This is a genomic window from Pseudomonas sp. GW822-FHT02G04 (assembly GCF_058802085.1).
Map to the genome: position 1 here is coordinate 106,899 of NZ_JBXANU010000013.1, position 25,645 is coordinate 132,543.

A 25,645-nucleotide genomic window follows, 5' to 3' on the forward strand; every position below is an offset into this window, starting at 1 on the left:
AAGATATTTGGGTTTCAATTGATCTACGGTGACTTCCTCGCCCGCAGCGTGAGGGGCATCTCCTGCGCGCCACCCGCCGGTCTCAGCATTGCTAGCAACTAACGATCCGTTAATTGACAAGAAAATGATGAGGCGCCAACCATGGCAGATTTATACGAAAACCCAATGGGCCTGATGGGCTTTGAGTTCATCGAATTCGCATCGCCGACCCCGAACACCCTGGAGCCGATCTTCGAGATCATGGGCTTCACCAAGGTCGCGACCCACCGTTCCAAAGACGTGCACCTGTATCGCCAGGGCTCGATCAACCTGATCCTCAACAACGAACCCCATAGCGTGGCCTCGTACTTCGCGGCCGAGCATGGCCCGTCGGTGTGCGGCATGGCGTTCCGCGTCAAGGATTCGCAAAAGGCCTACAAGCGTGCCCTGGAACTCGGCGCCCAGCCGATCCACATTGAAACCGGCCCGATGGAACTGCACCTGCCGGCGATCAAAGGCATCGGCGGCGCGCCGCTGTACCTGATCGACCGTTTTGGCGAAGGCAGCTCGATCTACGACATCGACTTTGTGTTCATCGAAGGTGTTGACCGCAACCCGGTCGGTGCCGGTCTGAAGATCATCGATCACCTGACCCACAACGTGTATCGCGGTCGCATGGCCTACTGGGCCAACTTCTACGAGAAGCTGTTCAACTTCCGCGAAATCCGTTACTTCGACATCAAAGGCGAATACACCGGTCTGACTTCCAAAGCGATGACCGCGCCGGACGGCATGATCCGCATTCCGCTGAACGAAGAATCGTCCAAGGGCGCCGGGCAGATCGAAGAGTTCCTGATGCAGTTCAACGGCGAGGGCATCCAGCACGTGGCGTTCCTCACCGATAACCTGATCGACACCTGGGACCGCCTGAAAAAAATCGGCATGCGCTTCATGACGCCGCCGCCAGAGACCTACTACGAAATGCTCGAAGGCCGTTTGCCGAACCACGGCGAGCCGGTCGATCAACTGCAAGCACGGGGGATCTTGCTGGACGGTTCGTCCGAGCCGGGCGACAAGCGTCTGCTGCTGCAGATTTTCTCGGAAACCCTGATGGGCCCGGTGTTCTTCGAGTTCATCCAGCGTAAAGGCGACGACGGTTTCGGCGAAGGCAACTTCAAGGCGCTGTTCGAATCCATCGAGCGCGACCAGGTTCGTCGCGGTGTGCTCTCTACCGATTAAGCCGTTCCTGATGTGAAAAAGCCCGGTCAGCAGCAATGCTGGCCGGGCTTTTTTTGAATCATGCAATTACATAGGCCGGCGTCGTTGCCGGACCAGATGCTTGAACCCCTCAAACACCAACACTACCACCGCCAGCCAGATCGGAATGTAGGTCAGCCATTCGCCGGCCTTGATGCTTTCCCCCAACAGCAACGCAACGCCCAGCAACAGCACGGGCTCGACGTAACTCAACAACCCGAACAGGCTGAACGGCAGCAGCCGGCTGGCAATGATGTAGACCACCAGCGCCGAAGTGCTTATCACCCCGAGCAGCGGAATCAACAGCGACAGCCACGGATGTCGATCGAAGACGCCAAAACCTTGTTCACCCCCCTGCACGAACCAGAACGCCACCGGCAGCATCAACGCCATGTCCAGCCAGAGCCCGCCAAGGTTGTCCGTGGCCAGGCGTTTGCGCAGGATGAAATAGATCGGATAGCCGATCACCACCAGCAGAGTCGCCCAGGAAAAACCACCGACCTGATACAACTCGTTGAGCACGCCGAGGCTGGCGAAGAACACGGCTATTTTCTGCAGGTAGGAAAGCCGCTCGCCATAGACGATTCGCCCGGTGAGGACCATGGACAGCGGCAACAGGAAATACCCCAGCGACACGTCGAGGCTATAACCGTTGAGCGGCGCCCACATGAACAACCAGAGTTGCAGGCCCAGCAACACTGCCGAGCCGATCAGGGCGATGAGCAACTTCTGCTGGCCGGCCAGCCGCCGAAGAATCTCGACCACGCGTTTCCATTCGCCGGACACCACCATGAACACGGTCATGCACGGCGCGGTCAGCAGCATCCGCCAACCGAAAATCTCCACGCCACTCAAGGGGGAGAGCAGTGAGGTGTAGTAATACATGACGGCAAACAGCATCGAGGCTGTGACCGATAGAGCGATACCTTTAGACAAACTGTCCTCGCGGGTTGAAGGTCAAACGGGGCGCGCAGGATACGTGGTTTTTGTGCTGAATATTGGCCAAGTGATCAATATTTCCAACATGGGTAACCCCCCATGTAGGAGCTGCCGCAGGCTGCGATCTTTTGATCTTGCCCTTCAACAATCAAAAGATCGCAGCCTGCGGCAGCACCTACACGACCGGGATGGACACAAATCGAGCCTGGTCGCGATAAGTCTCAAGCCGTATGCGGTTTGCGTCCCGACACAAAATGGCTCACATCATTGAAGCCCGGTGTCGACGCGTGCCCCGGTGTCACCAGCGAGTCGATAAAGGCTTCATCTTGCGCCGTGATTTTCACCGCCAGCGCCTTGGTGTACCCGTCCCATTGTTCTTCGGTGCGCGGGCCGACGATGGCCGAGGTGACGGCGCTGTTGTTCAACACCCAGGCGATGGCGAACTCGACGATGCCCACGCCACGGTCCCGGGTGTACTGCTGGATCTGCTGGGCAATGCGCAAAGACTCAACCCGCCATTCGGTTTCCAGAATGCGTTTGTCCTGGCGACCGGCGCGGCTGTTGGCGTCCGGTGTCACGTCCGGCGCGTACTTGCCGCTGAGCACACCGCGCGCCAGCGGACTGTAAGGCACCACGCCAAGGCCATAGTTTTGCGCGGCGGTGATCTGCTCGGTTTCCGCCTGACGGTTGACGATGTTGTACAGCGGCTGGCTGATCACCGGCCTGTCGACGCCCAGTTGGTCGGCGATGCGGATGACTTCGGCAATACGCCAGCCACGGTAGTTCGACAGGCCCCAGTAGCGGATCTTGCCCTGACGAATCAGATCGCCGATGGCCGAAATCGTGACTTCCAGCGGCGTGTTGTGGTCTTCGCGGTGCAGGTAATAGATGTCCAGATAATCGGTGCCCAACCGCGTCAGGCTGGCGTCGATGCCATTGAACAAGTGCTTGCGGCTCAAACCGCTGCGGTTCGGCACACCGTCCACTGGACCGAAGCCGACCTTGGTGGCAAGCACCCATTCGTGGCGGCGACTGGCGATCGCTTCACCGACGATCTCTTCGGAGCGGCCGTTGGTGTACACGTCCGCGGTGTCGATGAAGTTGATGCCCTGGTCCCAGGCCTTGCCGATGATCCGCAGGGAATCTTCGGTGCTGGTCTGTTCGCCGAACATCATGGTGCCCAATGTGAGGGTCGACACCTGTAAACCCGAATGACCCAGCGTGCGATAGCTCATGACGAAATCCTTTTACCGGTGAGAAAGCTTCAATCAAATACCAAGAACCGCAGCGCGGAGCAATCTGAATTATCGACGCAGTGCCTCACAACGCTCCTGCAAAAACGCTTGCAGCACTTTGACCCGCTCCGACACCTGCACCCGATGCGGGCACAGCAAATTGAAGGGCACGCTTTCGCCTTGCCAGTCATCGAACAGCGTCACCAGGCGCCCGGCCTGTACATCGGCGGCGACGTCGAGCCAGGCCTTGTAGGCGATGCCATGCCCGGCCAGGGCCCAGCGGCGGGCAACTTCGCCGTCGTCGCTGAGGTAATCGCCGTGCACCTGAACCTCCATCACTTCATCGCCACGGCTGAAACGCCATTGGTTGTAGGGCCGGCCATCGCGCAGGTAGAGCAGGGCGCTGTGTTCGCTCAGTTCCGCCGGGGTTAACGGCACGCCGCACCGGGCCAGATACTCGGGGCTGGCGCAGGCCACGCGGCGATGCTGCGGCAGAATCGGCAGGGCCACCAACGTCGAGTCACTCGGCACACCGAAGCGCAGAGCCACATCGACCGTCTCGCGGAACAGGTCGGCATGGCGATCGTTGAGCAGTAGCTGAAATTGAATGTGCGGATGCGCGCGTTTGAAGTCGTCGAGCCACGGCAACAGCACATTGCGCCCGAAGTCCGATGGCGCGGCCAGTTGCAGCACGCCGCTCAAGCCTTGGGTTTGTTGCTTGAGCGCCTGCTCACCTTCGGCCAGCGCGGCAAGCGCCAGTCGCACGCTTTCCAGATAACGCCGGCCTTCTTCGGTCAGGCGCATGCTTCGCGTGGAACGGGCCAGCAAGCGAATGCCGAGGCGGGTTTCCAGGCGTTTGAGGGCAATGCTGGCTGCCGCCGGAGTCAGTTCCAGGGCGCGAGCAGCGGCGGAAATGCTGCCGGAGTCGGCGGTGCGGACAAAGATCTCCAGGTCGAGAATCGAGCTCATTGATAAAAATCCTTTAAAGATCCTTCCTTAATACCGGGATTTTTTCGTGATTGGCAAGCGTGGATACTCTAATCAATGAACTTCTAATCAATGAACAGCCGCAGGAGACGACCATGACGTGGACCTTCGATCATCTGGCATTCAACACCGCCGACGGCCAGACGCTGCAAGACACCTTCCAGTCCGTGCTGGGATTGGCGCCGGGACGTCGCCCGCCATTCCCGTTCCCCGGACGCTGGTTGTATCAGGATGCGCAGGCGCTGGTGCATGTGATTGAGCAGCCGACGTTCGATGAGACGGTGTTGAGCCACATTGCCTTTCGTACCGATGAGGACGCCGCCACGGTGTTGCGGCGGGTGCAGGCCAGCGGTTTGCCGTATCAGTTGGCGCAGGTGCCGGAGGACGGGATCTGGCAGATTTTCGTGCAGATGCCGGGTGGGCTGGTGATTGAACTGGATGCCAAGGCAGGAAGTCTGGAGAGCGTTTAACGGCGATGTTTAAAAGACATTTCCAGATACTCACTCAGGCTACATATTCTTGCGCCACTGCCTACGACTGCGCCAGAATCCGCCGGCTAGTGCATCTTTGGCCTGGGCTATATCGTTTCTCTGTCGCTGAAAAACAGCGATCGGGTTTGGTAGCCCGGGTCTCTATTTGCACAGCACTACCTTTTGCTGAGATTTTTCGTCTCGTCTTTATGGTGGTCATGCGCAGGGCGCCTTCGGGCGCGCCGTTTTCCTAGAGCCCGGTCTACCAACCTGCGTCTGGCCACCACCCCTCGTTTGGTAGCGAGAGTGATGGCTCCTTTTAAGTGCTTTAGGAGTTTCATCTATGTTCAAACCAACACCGAATCCACCAGAAACCGATCCAACATCCCCCTACGAATCCCTCGATTCAAAAAAACTCCACGAAGCCGCCGACCGCGCCCTCGATCATTACCTCAAACCACCCACCCCCAAAGCCACCAAGCGCAAACCCAGCACCATTTACCATGTGGGTGCGAAGGTCGATAACGAAACCCTGCTGGTCAACGCCTGCGAATCCCTGGCATCAGCGAGCGTCATGCTCAGTGAGTTCGCCGGGCTGATGGACATGCCGCATCGCAACATGATGTTGGGGATTCAATCGGTGGTCATGCTCGGCGAGCTGGCGGTCAACCGAGTGCTGGATAACCTCGATCCGCAAGGCTGACGAAAGTCTGTGGTGAGAGCACTTATTGTGGCGAGGGAGCTTGCTCCCGCTCGGCTGCGCAGCAGTCGCAAAACCGGTGTATGCGGTATGCCTGAAAACCTGCAGTTGAAGATTTTGGGGTCGCTACGCAACCCAGCGGGAGCAAGCTCCCTCGCCACAGCAGCAATTGCGAATGCATGGAATGAGAAACGGCCCGAGAGGGCCGTTTCTGTTTTCGCTGAACCTTAAACCCGCAACGTCCGCGTCATGCGCAACGCCAGCAAACTCCGGGGAAAGGGGACGCATTTATTTATCCTTATGCCGATAACCACTCGTCGTCACTGTCAGATCTGACAGTAGCGAGCCTGCCGCCAATCCGTGTCTCATAGCTCCAGCCGTCGTCCCGTCTCAGAGCATGCCCGACCGTGTCGCAGGAGCCATTACATGACCACGCCTACTCAATCGTCCGATAACACTGTGCTGGCCCTCGTTCCGCCGCAAATCCCAAACGGAACAATACCGGTCATAGGGGCAATCTATGGTATTGCGCTGCGCATTTACGATTTTGACCCGATGGGGCTGCAAGTCCGCGTTCTGTCGTACTTTGAGCAACAAAAAAATGACATCATCTGGCTCAATCTGAATGGTCAGCTACGCATTGTCAGTAAGCAGACCCAATCCGACGTTGACGACGTCACGTTGTATCTCCCTCATCAATTGCTGCGCCACAACCAGGTCAACGAGCTCACTTACACCGTAACCCGTGGCAGCGACAATCTGGCGACTTCCACGCCTGCGTTGACCTTGTTGTATAACGAAATCCGTCCCGGCAATGAAGACCTGACGCCCGGTGACCGGCAGCATTCCGAACTGGAGCTGTTGCTCCCTGATGCCCTCAAAAACGGTGTCGGCCCTGACTTCGTCAGCGCCACGGTCTGCGTGCGTTACCCGTACTGCCGCGCATACGACAAGATTCGTTTGAACTGCAATGGCCATGACGTGTTTTATACCGTCACCACCAACGATGCACCCGGCCCACCTGACCCGGGTTCGTCGACTCCAACCACGGTGTGTTTCCCTGTCACCCGCGCGGACCTTGAGCGAGCGAAGGACCATCCACAGTTCAGGTTTTCCTTCACGGTTACCGATCAACTACTCAACACGGCGGACCCGGAATCACTATTTTCGGCAGTACAGATTGTCGATGTCGATCTGGCCGGCACGCGGTTCGCGAAGCCGATTCTGTTGGAAAACCTCGACGACTATCCCGGTGATGATTCAAGCCTGATCGAGTTGAAAAAACTGGGCAGCAAGCCGCTGTCTGTGTTCGTACAGACCGATGACAGCCGCATTCAGATCGGTGACCGGGTCGAAGCGCTTTACACCGCCACCTTAAATGGGCAACCCGACATCATAGAAACGGTGAGCAGCACGGTCGAGGGCAGGCTGGGGCAGAAACTGCCCTGCGTGTTGGAAGTGGCTAATGACAAGGTCAAATCCGGCTATTCCGTCATTGTGGCTTACAAGGTGTTCAGGAGGGCTACGTTGATCGGAGAGTCACGCGTGGCCTATGCCAAGGTCGTCGGTGAAAACACGATTGATATAGCCCCGCCGACGCTGGAGGGTGCCGTTAACCCCGTCGATCCGCTGCGCTATCCTCAGGGCGTGCAGGTTAAGGTCGTGTTTGCGGTGGCGTTACCGGGTGATCAGGCGCAACTGTTTTTGCTTAATCCATTGCCGGGTTCGCCGGTGTTTCCTCTGCTGTCGCTGGCTCAGTTCTTTGCTCTCTTCACCCTGAATGCGGACTTTCTCGGTCAGTGGCACGGCAAGGTGCCGCAGTTGGGCTGGAAACTGATTCGGGGTGGGCAGGTGATTGCCGAGTCGTTGCCGTTGGTGCTGACGGTGCAGACCATCTCGAACGAAGACCGCCGTCTGCCGATGCCGACGGTTGCCAACCAAACCGGTCGGCAGCTGGATGTCCGCCCGCTGGCGACGAGCGATCTATTCAAGCTGGAGCGATGGCCGTTGCAGGCGTATGGGCAACCGGTGTGGCTGCGCTATGACGGCTTCCTGGACAACGGCAACGCCACCGAGTTCGTGATATGGACAGGCCAACCGCATAACTATCAACCCGAGAGGGAGTTCTCGACCCCGTTGACGGCGGCCTTGATTGCCTGGCTAAGAACCCTCAAGGGCGGCAGCGAAGTCCCGGTCACCTTCGGTGTGAACTTCGACAAGGTACGGAATGCGGCGACAAAGGTGATTTTTCCGCGGCGGGTGTACACCGTCAAGGCGCTGGCGGATGAGACTGTCATCACCAAGGTCGAAGACTCCAACGGCGAGATCCTGGACGGCGGCGGCACCATCGAAACGACCGTGACCCTGATCGGCACGGGGGCCAAGGGCCAGCAGGTTCAGATCTACAATGGTTCGACTATCGTAGGGGCACCCGTAAATGTCGACGTGAACACCGGCCTCTGGAGAACACAGCTCATGGGGCTGAGAGTGGCGGACCACAGCGTCACGGCCAAGCCGCGCGATGGTTCAGGACTGCCATCCAAGGCGCGAACCTTCACGGTAGCGGCACGATTGACAATTGATACTCGTCAGATGAACTTGAATGGGATCTCAGTAAAAATCCCCAACTGGCCGAAGACGGGGCGAGATTCTATAGGCAATACTGATGTGCGTGAGCCGCAAGGCGGCAAGCGTCCCTATACTTATCATTCAAGTAATGATGCCGTGGCGTCCACGCAAGAAGGAAAAGTCATCGGCAACCGTAATGGCCAAGCCACGATCACCGTCCGCGACAGTTTGAATCAAGAGGTTTTTTATCCAGTAAGGGTGTCGAATGTGTACTTTCTGGGGGTAAATGAGACACCGATGACGGCGTCACAGGCTCGCGGCTGGTACCAAACCCTCGGAAACGTCACGACCGCATATCACGGCATCCCGGACATGGAGCGAGTTTACGACATACCTCCCTTCTCTAACGGTTATTGGTTAGTCGCTGATCCGTTCCCCGCACATGGGTGTATTTATGGTTACTACGCCCAATATCATAAAGTGGGTGGTGGCATTAGGTGCGCTTATGACTTCGAGCCAGCCAGCACGTGGTATCTAATCCCAACATAAACCAACCGCACAACCCAGGAGTGTAGGAAAAGGAGGAAAAGGGGACGTAACTATTTTCTGTCCGATATTGATGGCGAAGTCCGCTTAAGCCGCGGTGTTTAAGAGACATCTCCAGACACTCTCTCAGGCTACACATCCTTGCGCCGTTACCTACGACTGCGCCAGAATCCGCCGGCTAGTGCGCCTTTGCACCGGGTTGTATCGTTTCCTTGTCGCTGAAAAACAGCGATCGGGTTTGGTAGCCCGGGATTTTTGTTAGGCGCACAGCTCCTCCTTTTTGCAGAGTTTCTCGTCTCTGTTTTATGGTGGTCATGCGCAGGGCGTCTTCGGGCGCGCCGGTTTCCTAACGCCCGGTCTACCAACCTGAGCATGGCCGCCACCCATCGTTTGGTAGCGAGGGTGATGGCTCCTTCTGTCCTGTTAGGAGTTTCATCTATGTTCAAACCAACGCCAAATCCACCAGAAGCGGACGACGTTTCCCCCTACGAAACCCCCGATTCCAAAAAACTCCACGAAGCCGCCGACCGCGCCCTCGACCACTACCTCAAACCACCCACCCCCAAAGCCACCAAGCGCAAACCCAGCACCATTTACCATGTCGGCGCAAAGGTCGATAACGAAACCCTGCTGGTCAACGCCTGCGAATCCCTGGCATCAGCGAGCATCATGCTCAGCGAGTTCGCCGGGCTGATGGACATGCCGCATCGCAACATGATGCTGGGGATTCAATCGGTGGTCATGCTCGGCGAGCTGGCGGTCAACCGAGTGCTGGACAACCTCGATCCTCAAGGCTGACGAAAGTCTGTGGTGAGAGCACTTATTGTGGCGAGGGAGCTTGCTCCCGCTCGGCTGCGCAGCAGTCGCAAAACCGGTGTATGCGGTATGCCTGAAAACCTGCAGTTGAAGATTTTGGGGTCGCTACGCAACCCAGCGGGAGCAAGCTCCCTCGCCACAAAAGCATGTGAAGCAAAAAGATCGCAGCCTTCGGCAGCTCCTACAGAATGTGCGTCCGCCCGATAGCTCTCGGGTGTACGCGATTCCAACGTAGGAGCTGGCGAAGCCTGCGATCTTTTGATCTTGCCCTGTTAAACCCGCAACGTCCGCGTCATGCGCAGCGCCAGCAAACTCCCGCAAACAATCACACCCGCCAGCAGGTACAGCGCCGCATCGGTCGACCCGGTGCTGTCCTTGACCCAACCCACCAGATACGGGCTAAGGAAACCCGCCATCTGCCCCATGGAGTTGATCAACGCCAACCCACCGGCCGCCGCGCCGGCGCTGAGCATCGCCGTCGGTACCGGCCAGAACATCGGCAAGCCGGTGAGGGCGCCCATGGTGGCGAGGGTCAGGCCGAGAATGGCAATGGCCGGGTTGGTGGCGAAGTTGACTGCGATCAGCAGGCCGACCGCGCCCATCAGCATCGGCACCACCAGGTGCCAGCGACGTTCTTTGCGCAGGTCGGCCGAGCGGCCCACCATCAACATGAACACCGCCGCCAACAGGTACGGAATCGCGCTGAGCCAGCCGATCACCAGGTTATCGCTGAAACCCAGGTTCTTGATGATCGACGGCAGCCAGAAGTTGATCGCATAGACGCCGCTCTGGATGCAAAAATAAATCAGGCCGAACGCCCAGATCGCCGGGTTCTTGAACACTGCCCGCAAGGAGTCAGTGGTGGTTTTCGGTTTACTGGCCAGGTCTTCTGCGTGGTCGGCTTCAAGCACCGAACGCTCGTACGGGGTCAGCCACTTGGCGTTGGCGTAACTGTCGCTGAGCAGGAAGTAGGCGAGGGCGCCGAGAATCACGGTCGGGATGCCTTGCAGCAGGAACATCCACTGCCAGCCGGCCAAACCGGCCTGGTCTGCGCCGAAGTGGTTGAGGATCCAGCCGGAAAACGGGCTGCCCAGCAGGCCCGATACCGGGATTGCCGACATGAACAGCGCCATGATGCGACCACGGCGGAAGGTCGGGAACCACTGCGAGAGGTAAAGCACCACGCCCGGGAAGAACCCGGCTTCGGCGGCACCGGTGAACAGGCGCAGGGTGTAGAACTCGGTCGGGGTGGTGACGAACAGCAGGCACGTCGAGAGCGTGCCCCAAGTCATCATCATTAACGCGATCCAGCGTCGCGGGCCGAATTTGGTCAGGGCCAGGTTGCTCGGTACGCCGCACAGGACGTAGCCGATGAAGAAAATCCCGGCACCGAGGCCGTACACGGTTTCGCTGAATTTCAGCGCGTCGAGCATCTGCAGTTTGGCAAACCCGACGTTCACCCGGTCGAGGTAGTTGAACAGGTAGCAGATGAAGATGAAGGGGATCAAACGCAGGGTAATGCGTTTGTAGACGGCGTTCTTGTCGTCAGCGTTGGCCAGGGTAGCTGTGGCGCTCTGTGACATGGCGGGCTCTCTCTTTATTATGATTTTTTTGCGACGCAAGGGTAACGTTGATCGCCCGGTGAGTCTCGGCCACCCCTTGGGTGGTTGTCTTTGTGCCTGAGCACAGGGTTTGCGACCAACGCCTGTGCGGCTGAACAACCTGTCCCATCACGTTTTCAAGGATCCCCGCTATGTTCGAACTCGATCACGACCTGGCCCAGGATATCGTCGACCGGGCGATGGCCATCCTGCCCTACAACGTCAATGTCATGGACAGTCAGGGGCTGATTCTCGGCAGCGGCGAGCCGGAGCGCATCAACACCCGCCACGAAGGCGCGCAACTGGTGCTGGCCAACGGGCGCGTGGTGGAGATCGACGCGCAAACGGCGATTCATCTCAAAGGCGTGCAACCTGGTATCAATCTGCCGCTGTTGCTCGATCAGCGTTTGATTGGTGTGCTGGGCATCACCGGCGAACCGGAGCAATTGCGCACCTACGCCGAACTGGTGCGCATGACCGCCGAGATGCTGGTGGGCCAGCGCAATCAGCAGGCCGAGCAGCAATGGCGGCGCCAGCGTTGCGATGATCTTCTGGCGTTGCTGCTGAGCGAAGCGGGGGATTCGCCGCGATTGCTGGACGAAGCGCAGCAACTGGGGCTCAAGCCACAGCTGACGCGGGTGCCGTATCTGTTCGAGTTGGGCATGGAACACGGCCCGAGCCAGACCGTCGAAGCGCTCAGCGCCTGGTTGATGTCGCGCTACCCGGACAGTTGGTGCGTGAGCTCGGCGAAATCTTCGTTGCTCTGGTGCCGCCCGGCTACGCCTGCGGTCGAGAACGAACGATTGCTGGAAAAGCTCGATGGCCTGGGCTGGAACATTTTGCGTATCGCCGTGGGCGGGCAGGCCGACGGCTTGTCGGGGTTGCGCCGCTGCTATCGGCGGGTCGGTGATTTGCTGGCCTACGGGCGCGATGTGCTGCCGCATTCGCGCTTGTTGATCCTGAACCGTTATCGCTTGCCGGTGATGCTCTGGCGGCACCGCGACGACGATGCGCTGGATGAACTGCTGCGGCCATTGCGCAAAGTCATCGCCAAGGATGGCAACGGCCAACTGCTGGCGACCCTGCGCAGTTGGTGCGAACACGACGGCCAGAGCCAGGCCTGCGCCGATGCCTTGGGCATCCACCGCAACAGTTTGCGTTATCGCATGGAGCGGATTGCCGAACTCAGTGGCGTCGACCCGCTGAAGCTGGACGGAATGCTTGCGCTGTACCTTGGCGTCCAGCTCCTGCCCCAAACCGAACTGCCGACCACCGTCCCGTAGCAGCTGCCGAGCTAGCGAGGCTGCTGCTACGACGAACACTGCGGGCAAGGATTTTGTGAAATTGAACAATAATCCTCACGACCGCTTGTGCAGCGGACCGGCGTTATTGTTCAGGCCTGCTGGCAGCATGGACGCATTGGAACTGGAGAATTCGCATGAAAATCGTCATTGCCCCCGATTCGTTCAAGGACAGCCTCAGTGCCCAGGGTGTGGCCGACGCCATTGCGTTGGGGTTGGCGCAGGTCTGGCCAGACGCGCAATTGCTCAAGTGCCCGATGGCTGATGGTGGCGAAGGCACGGTCGAGTCGATTCTGGCGGCGTGCGACGGGGAACTGCGCCGCACCCCTGTTCGCGGGCCGTTGGGCGCCACGGTCGATGCTGCTTGGGGCTGGTTGCCGCAGAGCCACACCGCGATCATCGAAATGGCCGAGGCCAGTGGCCTGCAATTGGTCCCGCCTGGCCTGCGCGATGCCTGCACCAGCAGCACCTTCGGCACCGGTGAATTGATCCGCGCCGCGCTGGATGCCGGGGCGCAACGAGTGATTTTGGCGATTGGCGGCAGCGCCACTAACGACGGCGGCGCCGGGGCGATGCAGGCCTTGGGCGTGAAGCTGCTGGATGCTCAGGGCCAAACCCTGGCGCCGGGTGGTCTGGCGCTGGCGCAACTGGCCCGTCTCGATTTGAGCGACATCGACCCGCGTCTGGCCGAGGTGCGCTTCGACATCGCCGCCGACGTCAATAATCCGTTGTGCGGCCCGCAGGGTGCGTCAGCGATTTTCGGCCCGCAGAAAGGCGCGTCGCCCGAGCAAGTCCAGCAACTGGACCTCGCCCTCGGGCACTTTGCCGAGCTCTGCGCGCAAACCCTGGACAAAGACGTGCGCGATGAACCGGGTAGCGGCGCGGCGGGTGGTTTGGGGTTTGCCGCGAAGGCGTTTCTCGGCGCGCAATTCCAGGCCGGTGTGGAAGTGGTGGCCGAACTCGTTGGCCTGGCCGAGGCGGTCAAAGGCGCCGACCTGGTGATCACCGGCGAAGGCCGTTTCGATGCCCAGACGTTGCGCGGCAAAACCCCGTTTGGCGTGGCGCGCATTGCACGCCAGCACGGCGTGCCGGTCATCGTCATTGCCGGCACCTTGGGCGAGGGGTATCAGGCCTTGTACGAGCATGGCATTGACGCAGCGTTCGCATTGGCGAGCGGGCCGATGACCTTGGAGCAGGCCTGCGCTGAGGCGCCGCGATTGCTGCGCGAGCGCGCCAGTGATATCGCGCGGGTTTGGCGAGTGGCCGCCCGCAAGGCCTGACACTGTCTTCAGTAAAAAGAAATCTCTGTGGCGAGGGAGCTTGCTCCCGTTGGGCTGCGAAGCGGCCCCAAAAATGTGCGGCTGCTGCGCAACCGAGCGGGACGGTGCGGCGATCCGACAAGCTCCCTCGCCACAGATGTGCGGTGCTTGAGTGTTTCACCGTTGAAACACTCGTAACTCCTTGAAAAATATTTCTCCAGTCCCCTGTAAAAATCCTCAACCCCGGCCGATACAGCTAATAGGCGCACACAAACCAATTACAACAGTGGCGCCAAACTGAACGGTGCGCGCCATCGCCCGCCCGCCAGTGATTACCGCAAGGATGCTCGCCGCCTCAATTACCGAGATCATCCTATGTCACTGCGTAATCTGAATATCGCGCCTCGAGCTTTCCTCGGTTTCGCCTTCATTGCCCTGCTGGTCATTGTGCTGGGTGTGTTTGCCGTGAACCGCATGTCGGTCATCCGTCAGGCTTCTATTGATATGGAAACCACGCAGTTACCCAGCATCGGGTTTCTGGGCAACGTGACGGAAAACGTCCTGCGGCTGCGGATTCTCTCGTTCCGCGTATTGGTCAACCGTGACCCGGCGGCGTTGCAGGAAGCCCAGACCCGCGTCGGCGCGCTCGTCGACAAGGTGCGTAGCGCCCAAGCCAGTTATGCCGCTTTGCCGGCCGGCCCTGAAGAAGCCGCGCTGTACAAAACCTTCTCGGCAACCCTCGACAACTACATGCAAGCCCAGAGCCAGATGCTGGAGCTGTCGCGGCAGGACAAGCTCGACGAGATGCGCACCCTGATCAACACGCGGATCAAGGAAGGCACCGATCAGATGGGCGAGCAACTGAACAAACTGGTAGCGATCAACGCCGCCGATGCCAAAGCCGCGTCGGCGAAAGCGGGCGAGCACTACAGCGAAGCCTTTACCGGCATTGTCGTGGTCGCGGTGATGGCCGCCCTGATGACCGTGCTGCTGGCCTGGTTGCTGACCCGCAGCATCCTTACGCCGCTGAACCGTGCGGTGCTGGCGGCTGAAACCATTGCCGGCGGCAACCTGAGCAAGGTCATCGAAGTCGACGGCAACGATGAACCGGCGCGTTTGCTCGGTGCCTTGGCCAGCATGCAGACGAACCTGCGCAAGACCATCGAACAGATCGCCGGCTCCGCGACGCAACTGGGCGCCGCCGCCGAAGAACTCAGCACCGTGACGCAAGAAGCGTCCCGTGGCCTGCAACAGCAAAACAATGAGATCGAACAGGCGGCCACCGCCGTCAACGAAATGACCGCCGCGGTGGAAGAAGTGGCACGCAATGCGGTATCGACGTCCGAAGCCTCGAACCAGTCGACCCAGGCCGCCCGCGAAGGTCGTGACCGGGTGGTGGAAACCGTCGACGCGATCCAGACCATGACCCATGACGTGCAAAACACTGCGTTGATGATCGAGGGGCTGGCCACTCAGGGCCGCGACATCGGCAAAGTGCTGGACGTGATCCGCGCCATTGCCGAGCAGACCAACCTGCTGGCCCTCAACGCCGCCATCGAAGCGGCCCGTGCCGGGGAAGCCGGGCGTGGCTTTGCGGTGGTGGCGGACGAGGTCCGGGCGTTGGCCCATCGCACCGCGCAATCGACCCAGGAAATCGAGAAAATGGTCGCCGGCATTCAGAACGGCACCGGTGAAGCGGTTTCGTCGATGCAACAAAGCAATCAGCGCACCCAAAGCACCCTGGAAATGGCCCGTGCGGCAGGTGTCGCCCTGGAACAGATCACTTCATCGATTCAGCTGATCAATGAACGCAACCTGGTGATCGCCAGCGCCTCGGAAGAACAGGCTCAGGTGTCCCGTGAAGTCGACCGCAACCTGGTAAACATCCGCGACCTGGCCACCCAATCGGCCGCCGGCGCCAATCAGACCAGCGCCGCCACCCATGAACTGTCACGACTGGCGGTAGATTTGAACGCAATGGTGGCGCGTTTCGTGATTTGAGATAGGGTTGAAACTGGAACTCGCGCGTTAGGAGAAGTACATGCGCTATTCAGCCTTGACCCAACGAATCGACGGTGATGGAGCGGCAGCCTGGAAGATTCACGATCGAGCGCTGGAATTGCGCGAGCAGGGCGTCGACGTGCTGTTGCTGTCGGTCGGCGACCCGGATTTCGACACGCCGCTGCCGATCGTCCACGCGGCCATCGACAGCTTGCTGGCCGGCGACACCCATTATTCGGATGTGCGCGGTAGCCGCACGCTGCGAAGCAGCATCGCCAGCCGTCATCAGCAGCGCAGTGGCCAGGAGGTGGACGCCGATCATGTGATCGTGCTGCCCGGCGCGCAGTGCGCGGTGTATTCGGTTGCCCAGTGCCTGCTCGACCCGGGTGACGAAGTGATCATCGCCGAACCGATGTATGTGACCTATGAAGGTGTGTTCGGCGCTTGCGGTGCGAATGTGGTGCCGGTGGCGGTGCGCCCGGAGAATGGCTTTCGGGTCGAGCCGGCAGACGTCGCGGCGCTGATCACCGCTAAAACCCGGGTCATTCTGCTCAACAGTCCGAACAATCCTTCTGGCGCCAGCCTGTCCTTGAACATCTGGCAGGAGCTGGCCGCGCTGTGTGTGCAGCATGACCTCTGGCTGATCAGCGACGAGGTCTACAGCGACCTGTTGTATGAGGGCGAGCACATCAGCCCGGCCAGTCTGCCGGGCATGGCCGAGCGCACCGCGACCCTTAACAGCTTGTCCAAATCCCATGCCATGAGCGGCTGGCGGGTAGGCTGGATGATCGGTCCGAAACCACTGGCCGATCACGTGATGCATCTGTCGTTGTGCATGCTGTTCGGCATTCCGGATTTCGTCCAGAAAGCCGCGCAAGCGGCACTCGATGAGGACTTGCCGGAAGTGGCGCTGATGCGTGAGGAATATCGCCAGCGACGTGATCTGGTGTGCGCGAGGCTGAGCGGTTGCCCCGGTATCCGGCCGATCAAACCCGATGGCGGGATGTTCGTGATGCTCGATGTGCGTCAGACCGGGCTCGGTGCCCAGGATTTTGCCGAGCGGCTGCTTGAAGGTTATGGCGTGTCGGTGCTGGCCGGTGAAGCTTTCGGGCCGAGTGCGGCGGGGCATATTCGTATCGGCTTGGTGGTGGATCAGGTGAAACTGGCGGAGGCGTGTCGGCGGATTGCCTTATGCGCGGTGGATTTGCTGCAGGAGCGACGGGCCTGAAGGGTTTGTGATGATCGTTCCCACGCTCTGCGTGGGAATGCCGCCATGGACGCTCTGCGTCCGCTTCGGCTGTGACGCGGAGCGTCACGGGATGCATTCCCACGCGGAGCGTGGGAATGATCAACAGCTAACCCCTTAACCCTTCCACGCTCCGGTATTCACCAGATTCACCGGCCGCTCACCCGCCAACGCCGCCAACAGATTATCCACCGCACACCGCGCCATGGCCTCGCGTGTTTCATGGGTCGCCGAACCGATATGCGGCGTCGCCACCACATTGTTCAACTGCAACAGCGGCGAGTCATGGCGCAGCGGTTCGCGCTCGAACACATCCAGCCCGGCAGCGCGAATCCGGTTCTGCTGCAATGCCTCGATCAACGCCGCTTCGTCCACCACCTTGCCCCGTGAAATATTGATGAAGATGCTTTGCGGACGCATCAAGGCGAACTCCCTGGCGCCGATCAGCTTTTCGGTTTCGGCGGTCAGCGGCAAGGTCAGGCAAATGAAATCGGCCTGTTGCAACAACTCGGTCAGGCTGCGGTATTGCGCATTGAAGCGCTGCTCCACCGCCGGTTTCGGCGAATGGCTGTGATACAGAACCGGCATGCCAAAACCGAAGTGCCCACGTTGCGCCAACGCCTCGCCAATCCGCCCCATGCCAATGATGCCCAGCGTTTTGCCGTGCACATCGCTGCCGAAATGCGCCGGGCCGATGTTGCGGTTCCACTGGCCGGCGCGAACCATGTTCGCCAGTTCCACCACGCGTCGGGCGGTGGCCAGAATCAGCGCGAAACCGGTGTCGGCGGTGGTCTCGGTCAACACATCGGGCGTATTGCTGAGCAGGATCCGCCGTTCGGTCAGGTAGTCGATGTCGTAGTTGTCGACGCCGACGGACACGCTGGCAATCGCTTCCAGGTTTGGCGCAAGGTCCAGCAACCCGGCGTCCAGTTTCAGACTGGCGCCAAGCAACCCTTGGGCGCGGGGCAGGGCCTGGCGCAGCTTGGCCAGGCCCTCGGCGTCGAGGCTGTCGATCAACGTCACCTCGGTCTGCTCATGCAAGCGAGCCATCAGCAGCGGCGAGAGTTTCTTGTACAGCACCACCTGTTTTTTCATCATCGTCATATCAACATCCATTCAGGAATGAGCCGCCACTGTGGCGAGGGGGCTTGCCCCCGTTTTGGCCACGACCCGGTCACTGGCGCCGGGCTTGAGGAAAATCGTCAGCACCACCGACACCAGCAACGCGCCGCTCATCAGCAGATAAGACGCACCGGGCGATCCGGTGGAGCTGTTCAGGTATCCGACCAGATAAGAGCCGCCAAACGAACCGAGCGCGCCCATGCTGTTGATCAACGCCATGGCACCACCGGCCACGTTGGCCGGGAGGATTTCCGGAACGATGGCGAAGAACGGCCCGTACGGGGCGTACATGCAGGCGCCGGCAATCACCAGCAGGGTGTAGGACCACCAGAAATGCTCCGCGCCCAGCGCGTAGGAGCCGTAGAACGCGACCGAGGCGATCAGCAGCGGCGGCCAGACGAAGCGTTTGCGTTTTTGCAGTTTGTCCGAGCCCCAGGACACCAGCAGCATGCCGATCACCGCCGCCAGGTACGGCAACGCCGACAGCCAGCCGGCTTCGATCATGTCCATTTGCGCGCCGGCCTTGAGGATCGACGGCAGCCACAACACGAAACCGTAGACGCCGATGCTCCAGCAGAAGAACTGCAAGGCGAGGATGATCACCTTCGGCGAGCGGAAGGCTTCAGCGTAGTTTTTAACCGCTTTGATACCGACCTGTTCGGCGGCCAGGGCGCTTTCCAGGTCCTGTTTTTCCTGGTCGTTGAGCCACTTGGCCTGAGCCGGACGGTCATCGGCCAGACGCCACCAGATAAACGCCCACAACACTGCCGGCAAGCCTTCGATGATGAACATCCAGCGCCAACTGAAATGCTGGATCAGGTAGCCCGAGACTACCGACATCCAGAGCATGGTTACCGGGTTGCCGAGGATCAGGAAGGTGTTGGCGCGCGAGCGTTCGGCACGGGTGAACCAGTGGCACAGGTACACCAGCATCGCCGGCATCACCGCGGCTTCGACCACCCCGAGCATGAAACGGATGACGATCAGCCAGTAGGCGTTGGAGACGATCCCGGTCAAGGTCGCCAGGGCGCCCCAGAGAATCAGGCTGACAAAAATCAGTTTCTTCACGCTGTGCTTCTGGGCGTAGATCGCGCCCGGAATCTGGAAGAAGAAATAGCCGAGGAAGAACAGTGCGCCGAGCAGGGAAGACAACCCCGGGGTGATCATCAGGTCCTTGGCCATCCCGGAAGCGGCGGCGAACCCGTAGTTGGCGCGGTCCAGATACGCCAGGCTGTAGGTGATGAACACGATGGGCATGATGTACCACCAGCGGCGGGTGGCCAGTGTTGCGGTTTTCATAGTGATGCTCCTGAGCTTGTTGTTTTTGTCGCAGCAGGTAACGGTGTGGCATCTCGTTCCCACGCTCTGCGTGGGAATGCCTCTAGGGACGCTCTGCGTCCCCTGTGACGCGGAGCGTCACGGGCTGCATTCCCACGCAGGAGCGTGGGAACGATCAGTGTCAGCGTCCTCAAATTCGGCATCCATTTCGGCTCGGGTGGGCAACCCCTCCATATCCCCACGGCTCTGCACCGCGCGGCTGCCGATCCAGTTGGCACGTTGTACGGCATGGGCAACGTTGTGGTTTTCCAGCAGGGCGCTGATCAGGCCGACGGCAAACCCGTCACCGGCACCGACCGTATCGACCACTGTTGCCACGGGTACGCCTGCAACGAAACCTTCATCCTGATGCGTGCGGTAATACGCACCGTGCGGGCCAAGTTTGATCGCCACGGCTTCGGCGCCCTGGTCGAGGTAAAACGCCGCGATGTCGGCGGGGTCTTCGAAACGGGTCAGCAACCGTCCTTCGCTCAAACCCGGCAGTACCCAATGGGCGAGGGCGGCGAGGCGGTTGATCTCGGTGATCATCTGCTGTTCGCTGGCCCACAGGCTCGGGCGCAGGTTGGGGTCGAATGACACACTGCGCCCGGCATCGCGCATGCGCGTCATCAGTTCGAAAGACATTTCCCGGGCCGACGCGGATAGCGCCGGAGGAATGCCGGTGGCGTGCAAGTGCCGGGCCTTGAGCAGTTGCGGCGCAATCGACTGCACTGACAAATGACTGGCCGCCGAACCGCGACGGAAATACTCGACCAGCGGATCGCTGCCGTCATCGGTGCGGGACTTGAGTTGAAAACCGGTGGGGTGCGCCGGGTCGATGTCGACGTGGCTGCAATCCAGGCCTTCTTTCTCCAGCGTATCGATGACGAACTTGCCGAGCGAGTCAGCGCCCACCCGGCTCAGCCAGGCAACGTTAAAGCCCAATCGCGACAGGCCAATGGCGACGTTGCTGTCGGCCCCGGCAATGCGCTTGTGGAAGTGGCCGACGTCGGCCAGTTCACCGTTCTGCTCGGCAACGAACATCGCCATGGTTTCGCCGAACGACAGAATATCGATCTCAGACATGCGCAGGCTCCAGGCGGGATTGGCCTAGGCGGGCGAGGGTGGCGACATGCTCGGAGGTCAGTTGCACCAGGTCGTCGCCCTGCAGCGGATATTCCGCCGCGCGCATCACGTTATGGGGCATGTGCCGCAGCAATTGTTGCCACAGATGCAAGTCACTGGCCGCCGGTGGTAGCGCCACCAGTTTGCCGTCGACCCGACGCGCCACTGCTTTGCAGTGCACGTAGCCAACGTGCCGACCGAGCAACCGCGCGGCGCTGACGGCGGACTGGTCCTGCCATTGCCAGTTGCCGATATCGAAGGTCATTTTGATTGGCAACTGATGCTGCTCGACGTCGGCGAAGAAGCGCTGGAACGGTTCGATGCGGCCGCCGTGCAAGGTCTGGTCGTTTTCCACCAACAACTGAACCGGGCTCTGTTGCAACACAAGCGCCAGTGTCTGCAGATCGTTGTTGTCGGTGAAATAACCCAGGGAGACCTTCAGCCATTTAGCGCCGAATGCCTCGGCGCGTTTCAGGGTCGAGAGCAGTTCCAGGTTGGGCGCCGATTGCCCGGCCAGCCACAACTCCAGCGGCGAGGAATACACGCTTTCCAGGCCCCGGGATTGCGTGGCATCGGCCAATTGCGCCGGGTCTTCGAGGGTCAGCAGCTCTTCGCGCCATTCGATGTGCGTGGCACCGGCAGCGGCCAGCACCTCGACAAAACTGCCCTGGCCACGTTGGCGCACAAGCTCGGCGCCATAGCTGGACAGGCTGATGGAAACGGGTGGTTTGTTCATTGTTATCACCTCTGAAACCGGTTTCATTTCTGTTCAAAAAAAATGTCTTGCTTGGGGGATGTGTTGTTCTTCCGGCCGCCTTCGCGGGCAAGCCTCGCTCCTACGGGCGTACACCCCAAACCCTGTAGGAGCGAGGCTTGCCCGCGAAGGGGCCTTCAAATTGAAACACCCCCAGTGGTCGACCCACGCACGATCAACCGCGCCGGAAAATCCAGGGTCCGCACCGGCCCGTCATCCCCACGCAAACGCTTGAGCAAACACTCAAACGCACTCGCGCCAATGTCCTCGGTCGGCTGGGCGAGGGCGGTAATCCCGCTGCCCACCAATGGATACCAATCCAGATCATCCAGGGCGATCAGCCCGACATCCTCAAACAGGTTGCACTGCAACTCACGCAACGCATGGGTGCTGGCCAGCGCGGCGATACCGTTGGCGCAGAACAGCGCTTTCGGGCCAGCGCCGGGAGTGTTCAGGAAGGTTTTCAGCTGCGAGGTCAGTTCGCTGCCAGTCTCAACTACCACGCCCGTTAAAGCAGGGCGTTGCTGTATCTGCGCCTTGAAACTGCTGACCCGCTCGATCCGCGAACTGGTGCCGTCAAACGGCTCGGTCACCAACAGCACATCGCGATAGCCGCGTTGTTCAAGATGGGCCACGGCGATCTCGACGGCGGCGGGATTGTCCAGCCCCACCAGATCGCTATCGAGCTGCTCAACCTTGCGATCCACCAGCACCATGGGCATTTCCCGATGCAACTCGCGCAGTTCATCCCGGTGGTGGCCGAGGGTGTTCACGATCAAGCCTTCGATGTTGTACGAGCGCAGCAACGCCAGGTGCTGACGCTCCTGCTCGTCATCGCGATCGGTGTTGCACACCACCAGGCTGTAGCCGTGCCGGCGGCAGGCGGTTTCCACGCCATGCATCACGGCAATCGAATAAGGGTTACGGATATCGGCCACCAACATGCCGATCAGCCGGGTGCGCCCACGTTTCAGGCCGCGGGCCATCTGGTTCGGGCGGTAGCCCAATTCGTTGATCGCTTTTTCGATGCGCAAGGCAATGGCATCGGAGAGCAGGGCGCGGTCGTCACCGATGAAGCGTGAGACGCTGGCTTTGGACACGCCGGCGTGTTCGGCGACGTCGAGCATGGTGGCGCGGCTGCGTTGGGCGGCGGAGAAGTTGTTCACGGATTAAGTCTTCTTGTTATCTGAAACCGGTTTCAGATAACACCAGTCTCTTTGCTCTCGTCAAGTGAAGAAGCTTCCGATAGCGGGGTAAAAAGCCGATGTATCCGACAGGCGGTAGCAAGACCTGTCAGATCTGACAGTTGGAAATATTCTTTCTGAGGTGCCTAATTTTCTTAATCAAATAGCAAAAGAAAGTGACTGAATTTGACGAACGTTTCGTATGAATTGGTGATGGAAAAATGACTTCAATACCTTCCTGTCAAGCCACAAAGACACTCGTAGGTATATTGGCACAGCCACTTTCAGTAGAGGGGGTCGACGATCGCGACCTGGCAGGTCATGTTTCCCGCCAGATTCTGATTACCGGGACTCGAATTGTTATTCCATATTGGCCGCTTCCAGAGCCCAAAGATGAACTGTGGGTGATCAAACGTCAGAACGGTGTGGAACAAAGACTCTATACCGTCATTTATCCAACACCATTGACTGTTCCGTTTTTGTATTTCGATTTGACGCCACAACACTTGGCGACTGACGGTATCGCTTTTGTTTATTACATACTCTGGAAAGGTTCTGGCGGTAACAATGACCCCTCGCCGGAAAGGCAACTGACCATTGATCACACGCCACTTTTCACTTTACCGGAACCCTTGTTTCCGCATGCAACTCTTTGGGGGTATCTGAACAATAATACGAATCCTCCTTTGACAAGTGGCGCCACCGTTCGAATTCGTCCCGTCAATAATATTGCTGTATCTGGAGACATCGCGGCGATTGCCTGGCGGGGATATTCGACACTTAACGGCAGCGGTCCGGAGGTGGCAGGAACTTGTGGCCGTTGGGAAAAGCTACTTTCCAATGCGGATATAACAAACGGCTTCAGTCATGTAGTACCGTTTCAAAATCACATAAGTTTGCTGTTTGATAATGATTCTGCCCTTGTCGTCTGTCACTTGTTTCGCGGCGGACGAATCATTGCAGAATCAAATAAAGGATTGGTGAAAATAGACCGAGTAACACCTGGTACACCTGGCCCTTCCGGCCTGAACGCGCAAGGAGATACATTGATGACAATGCAATTCGTACCAAAAGTGCAGCGCCCCACTTCTACTGTTTCCTCAGGTGGTGGGGTCCTTTCGACTTTTGCAATAAATGGTCTGACAAATGGTTTTATCCCAAAAGCAATGTTTGATACTAAGGCCCTCATTGTGGATGTTGATCGTCCGCCAGATGAGCTGGAACAAGATAGTATGGATTTTAAGTACCGCGAAAAAGGATCCCTGACTTGGATAGACTATCCAGGGACCCTCTTTCTTGGCCCAGTCGCCAGCCGGCCTCCGACCCCTATTCCGGTGACCTTGAATGCAGACCTGTTTAAGGAATTAGCTACGTCACTTGACCCGACTGTTTGGGAAATCATGTTTGCATTTTTCAAAGACAATGGCGGTAATGGAGACCCCTCCAACATCGTGGAGGCTATATCTGACGAAACTGCACCGGTCAATACAAAAAATCCACCCAGAAAAATAAAGCCGACACCCGTTCCAAATTTTGCCAATGGCACCCCGCTTCCGCAGCGGATTATTGACAAGACCTGGATAGATGCAAATACGGATATGAATTTTACGGTGGAAGTCGGTTACTTCGGGCGTCGTCTCGACGACATGCTGACCGTCTGGCTCATCTCTGGTATGCAAAAAGTCCAGGTCTATAACGCCACCGTCAATGCTACCGGTGCATTTAGCATTCCTAGCAGCGCGTTGCTTCAATTCCTGAATGGACGCGTCAATATGAGTTATCGGTGGGACGATAGGCTCGCTAATCAAGGCGAAGAATCTGTTTTCACGCCGATTCTGACATTGGCATTACCGCAAGCGCCATTGGCCAAAAAAGCACCTTTGGTGCCAAAGACCGATCCAAACTACACCACGCCGCTCTATTGGGAAGACTTTGCAAACGCGATTACGGCTATCGTCGAAAACGCATTTATCGAACACGCGGAGCCGGGAGATCAAGTTTTTGCGGTGATTACGGATCCCCTCGATGTCACCAATTTTTTCGAGACTGCCAAACAAACTTTGGCTAACGCTAATCTGTCTATTGATCTTGACTTCGCAGATCTTTATCCGAAATTTGCCAATACTGATGACCCCATGGACCTCACGATCCATTACGAAATAGAGCGCGCCGGTCTTACGCCTAATGCAGTTTCACCGACTGAAACCTTTACGTTCGATTCGCGTGTCGCTGGTGTAATACCTCCAAACCCGCCTGATCTGGAGAACCCGGATCTCCAACTACCGGTTGTAACGGGAGTTTCCAATGTTCCAGACGTTATTGCGGCTACTGATCGCGACAAGCCAGGTACATTCACAGTGACGAACGGTCTTACAGATCCGGACATTTTACCGGAGCATGAGGTCAAGTGTTACTTGGGTAACGCTACAATACCTTTTCAAACATATAGCCCGCTCGTAGCTGTACAGGGTTTTTCTGTTCCGATCCCGGCCAATGTAATGGCCACGTTGACACCTCCCAGCGATACAGCTCGCTACACTATCGAGATAACCGGATTAGGTAAAAACGTAAACAAATCCTTGACGAAGACAGTGGTCGTCAATCAGATTCCGGTCGTGCTGCCGGATCCTACAATCAGAATCCGTAATCCTGCAGTGCGCGACTATATCGAGTGCTATGGGATGAGGAGTCCTACCAGTGGTTATGTACTCGGATTGCAGGTCGCAAAGACCCCACTATTGCCGCAGGGCACGATTATCACGGCGCATTTTGAAGCGCACTCAAATGCGACGGGTAACGCGTTGATTACCGGTACGGCTAACTCAGCAACTTACACCATCCAGGCTGCCAACATACCTGACGTTGCTGGCGTAGGTACTGCTGCAAACTTCAAGGCTGCCCAGCCGAAGCGAGGTGCACTTGCATGGGGTAAATACTGGATTACAGCCCAGAATGGCCTGCAATCATCAACTCCGGTCATCAAACCTTTGGATACTATCAATAACAGCTTCCAATATTGCGACCTGGCACTAGCTCCAGTCTAGCGCTGTCTCCGTAGTATTGGTATTGCCGGTATCGCGAGGGAGATTCGATTGCCTCTCTCGCGATTTTTACCACTATCAAAGAGGAGGAAATCGAGGTTGCCTTCACTCTGGAAGGATAAGTCGTCGTGCATGTAAGGACTATTCCTACATTAAACATTCGGTTTTCTAATTAGGCTGTCGGACGTTTTTTAGGT

General features: G+C 58.6%; 19 protein-coding genes. 10 read left to right on the forward strand and 9 right to left on the reverse strand.

The genetic code is table 11. The annotated features are described in order from the left end of the window. Positions 1-141: 141 nt before the first annotated feature. The gene (gene hppD, locus AC1RO5_RS17710) at positions 142-1,218 is read left to right on the forward strand and encodes a 4-hydroxyphenylpyruvate dioxygenase (protein WP_493176598.1); all 1,077 of its coding nucleotides are present in this window, start codon (positions 142-144) and stop codon (positions 1,216-1,218) included. A gap of 66 nt (positions 1,219-1,284) precedes the next feature. On the opposite strand, the gene rarD is transcribed toward hppD, so the two are convergent. From rarD to AC1RO5_RS17725, 3 genes are all read right to left on the reverse strand, one after another. Then, positions 1,285-2,172: an EamA family transporter RarD gene (gene rarD, locus AC1RO5_RS17715; RefSeq protein WP_493176600.1), complete on the reverse strand. Its 888-nt coding sequence runs from the start codon at positions 2,170-2,172 to the stop codon at positions 1,285-1,287. A gap of 224 nt (positions 2,173-2,396) precedes the next feature. Beyond that, complete coding sequence (locus tag AC1RO5_RS17720) at positions 2,397-3,410, reverse strand: aldo/keto reductase (protein ID WP_493176601.1); 1,014 nt, start codon at positions 3,408-3,410, stop codon at positions 2,397-2,399. Positions 3,411-3,479: 69 nt separating this feature from the next. Further along, positions 3,480-4,379 carry a LysR family transcriptional regulator gene (locus tag AC1RO5_RS17725; RefSeq protein ID WP_493176603.1) on the reverse strand — a complete coding sequence of 300 codons (900 nt, stop codon included), beginning with the start codon at positions 4,377-4,379 and terminating at the stop codon, positions 3,480-3,482. Between the two features lie 113 nt (positions 4,380-4,492). On the opposite strand from AC1RO5_RS17725, the gene AC1RO5_RS17730 reads away from it, so the two are divergent. From AC1RO5_RS17730 to AC1RO5_RS17745, 4 genes are all read left to right on the forward strand, one after another. Then, the gene (locus AC1RO5_RS17730; RefSeq protein ID WP_493176604.1) at positions 4,493-4,867 is read left to right on the forward strand and encodes a VOC family protein; all 375 of its coding nucleotides are present in this window, start codon (positions 4,493-4,495) and stop codon (positions 4,865-4,867) included. 343 nt (positions 4,868-5,210) lie between these two features. Next, entirely contained in the window at positions 5,211-5,570 is a 360-nt protein-coding gene (locus AC1RO5_RS17735) for a DUF6124 family protein (RefSeq protein WP_493176606.1), read from the forward strand. A 423-nt stretch (positions 5,571-5,993) separates the two neighbouring features. Further along, a complete protein-coding gene (locus AC1RO5_RS17740; RefSeq protein ID WP_493176608.1) occupies positions 5,994-8,684 on the forward strand; it encodes a hypothetical protein in 2,691 nt (896 codons plus the stop codon). Between the two features lie 435 nt (positions 8,685-9,119). Next, complete coding sequence (locus tag AC1RO5_RS17745; protein ID WP_493176610.1) at positions 9,120-9,479, forward strand: DUF6124 family protein; 360 nt, start codon at positions 9,120-9,122, stop codon at positions 9,477-9,479. Between the two features lie 290 nt (positions 9,480-9,769). Here AC1RO5_RS17745 and AC1RO5_RS17750 read toward each other — a convergent pair whose 3' ends face one another. After that, complete coding sequence (locus AC1RO5_RS17750) at positions 9,770-11,080, reverse strand: MFS transporter (RefSeq protein ID WP_493176612.1); 1,311 nt, start codon at positions 11,078-11,080, stop codon at positions 9,770-9,772. 170 nt (positions 11,081-11,250) lie between these two features. Between AC1RO5_RS17750 and AC1RO5_RS17755 the strand changes: the two genes are divergently transcribed. The 4 genes from AC1RO5_RS17755 to AC1RO5_RS17770 all read left to right on the forward strand — a co-directional run bounded on the left by AC1RO5_RS17755 (position 11,251) and on the right by AC1RO5_RS17770 (position 16,887). After that, on the forward strand, positions 11,251-12,381 hold the full coding sequence (locus tag AC1RO5_RS17755; protein WP_019649629.1) for a sugar diacid recognition domain-containing protein: 1,131 nt from the start codon (positions 11,251-11,253) through the stop codon (positions 12,379-12,381). Positions 12,382-12,536: 155 nt separating this feature from the next. After that, positions 12,537-13,679, forward strand: a complete 1,143-nt coding sequence (locus AC1RO5_RS17760; protein WP_493176614.1) for a glycerate kinase — start codon at positions 12,537-12,539, stop codon at positions 13,677-13,679. Between the two features lie 354 nt (positions 13,680-14,033). Next, a complete protein-coding gene (locus tag AC1RO5_RS17765; protein WP_493176616.1) occupies positions 14,034-15,659 on the forward strand; it encodes a methyl-accepting chemotaxis protein in 1,626 nt (541 codons plus the stop codon). Between the two features lie 40 nt (positions 15,660-15,699). Beyond that, positions 15,700-16,887 (forward strand): pyridoxal phosphate-dependent aminotransferase, encoded by a 1,188-nt coding sequence (locus AC1RO5_RS17770; RefSeq protein ID WP_493176618.1) that lies wholly within the window; start codon positions 15,700-15,702, stop codon positions 16,885-16,887. A 135-nt stretch (positions 16,888-17,022) separates the two neighbouring features. Here the strand turns inward: AC1RO5_RS17770 and AC1RO5_RS17775 are convergent, their stop codons facing one another. The 5 genes from AC1RO5_RS17775 to AC1RO5_RS17795 all read right to left on the reverse strand — a co-directional run bounded on the left by AC1RO5_RS17775 (position 17,023) and on the right by AC1RO5_RS17795 (position 22,389). Then, a complete protein-coding gene (locus AC1RO5_RS17775) occupies positions 17,023-18,000 on the reverse strand; it encodes a 2-hydroxyacid dehydrogenase (protein WP_493176665.1) in 978 nt (325 codons plus the stop codon). A 21-nt stretch (positions 18,001-18,021) separates the two neighbouring features. Further along, the gene (locus tag AC1RO5_RS17780) at positions 18,022-19,326 is read right to left on the reverse strand and encodes an MFS transporter (RefSeq protein WP_493176619.1); all 1,305 of its coding nucleotides are present in this window, start codon (positions 19,324-19,326) and stop codon (positions 18,022-18,024) included. 117 nt (positions 19,327-19,443) lie between these two features. Then, the gene (locus AC1RO5_RS17785; RefSeq protein ID WP_493176621.1) at positions 19,444-20,430 is read right to left on the reverse strand and encodes a sugar kinase; all 987 of its coding nucleotides are present in this window, start codon (positions 20,428-20,430) and stop codon (positions 19,444-19,446) included. Next, positions 20,423-21,205, reverse strand: a complete 783-nt coding sequence (locus AC1RO5_RS17790; protein WP_493176623.1) for a sugar phosphate isomerase/epimerase family protein — start codon at positions 21,203-21,205, stop codon at positions 20,423-20,425. Before AC1RO5_RS17790 ends, AC1RO5_RS17785 begins: the two co-directional genes overlap by 8 nt. A 155-nt stretch (positions 21,206-21,360) precedes the next feature. After that, entirely contained in the window at positions 21,361-22,389 is a 1,029-nt protein-coding gene (locus AC1RO5_RS17795; RefSeq protein ID WP_493176624.1) for a LacI family DNA-binding transcriptional regulator, read from the reverse strand. 239 nt (positions 22,390-22,628) lie between these two features. Between AC1RO5_RS17795 and AC1RO5_RS17800 the strand changes: the two genes are divergently transcribed. Beyond that, entirely contained in the window at positions 22,629-25,451 is a 2,823-nt protein-coding gene (locus AC1RO5_RS17800) for a hypothetical protein (RefSeq protein ID WP_493176626.1), read from the forward strand. Positions 25,452-25,645 lie beyond the last annotated feature (194 nt).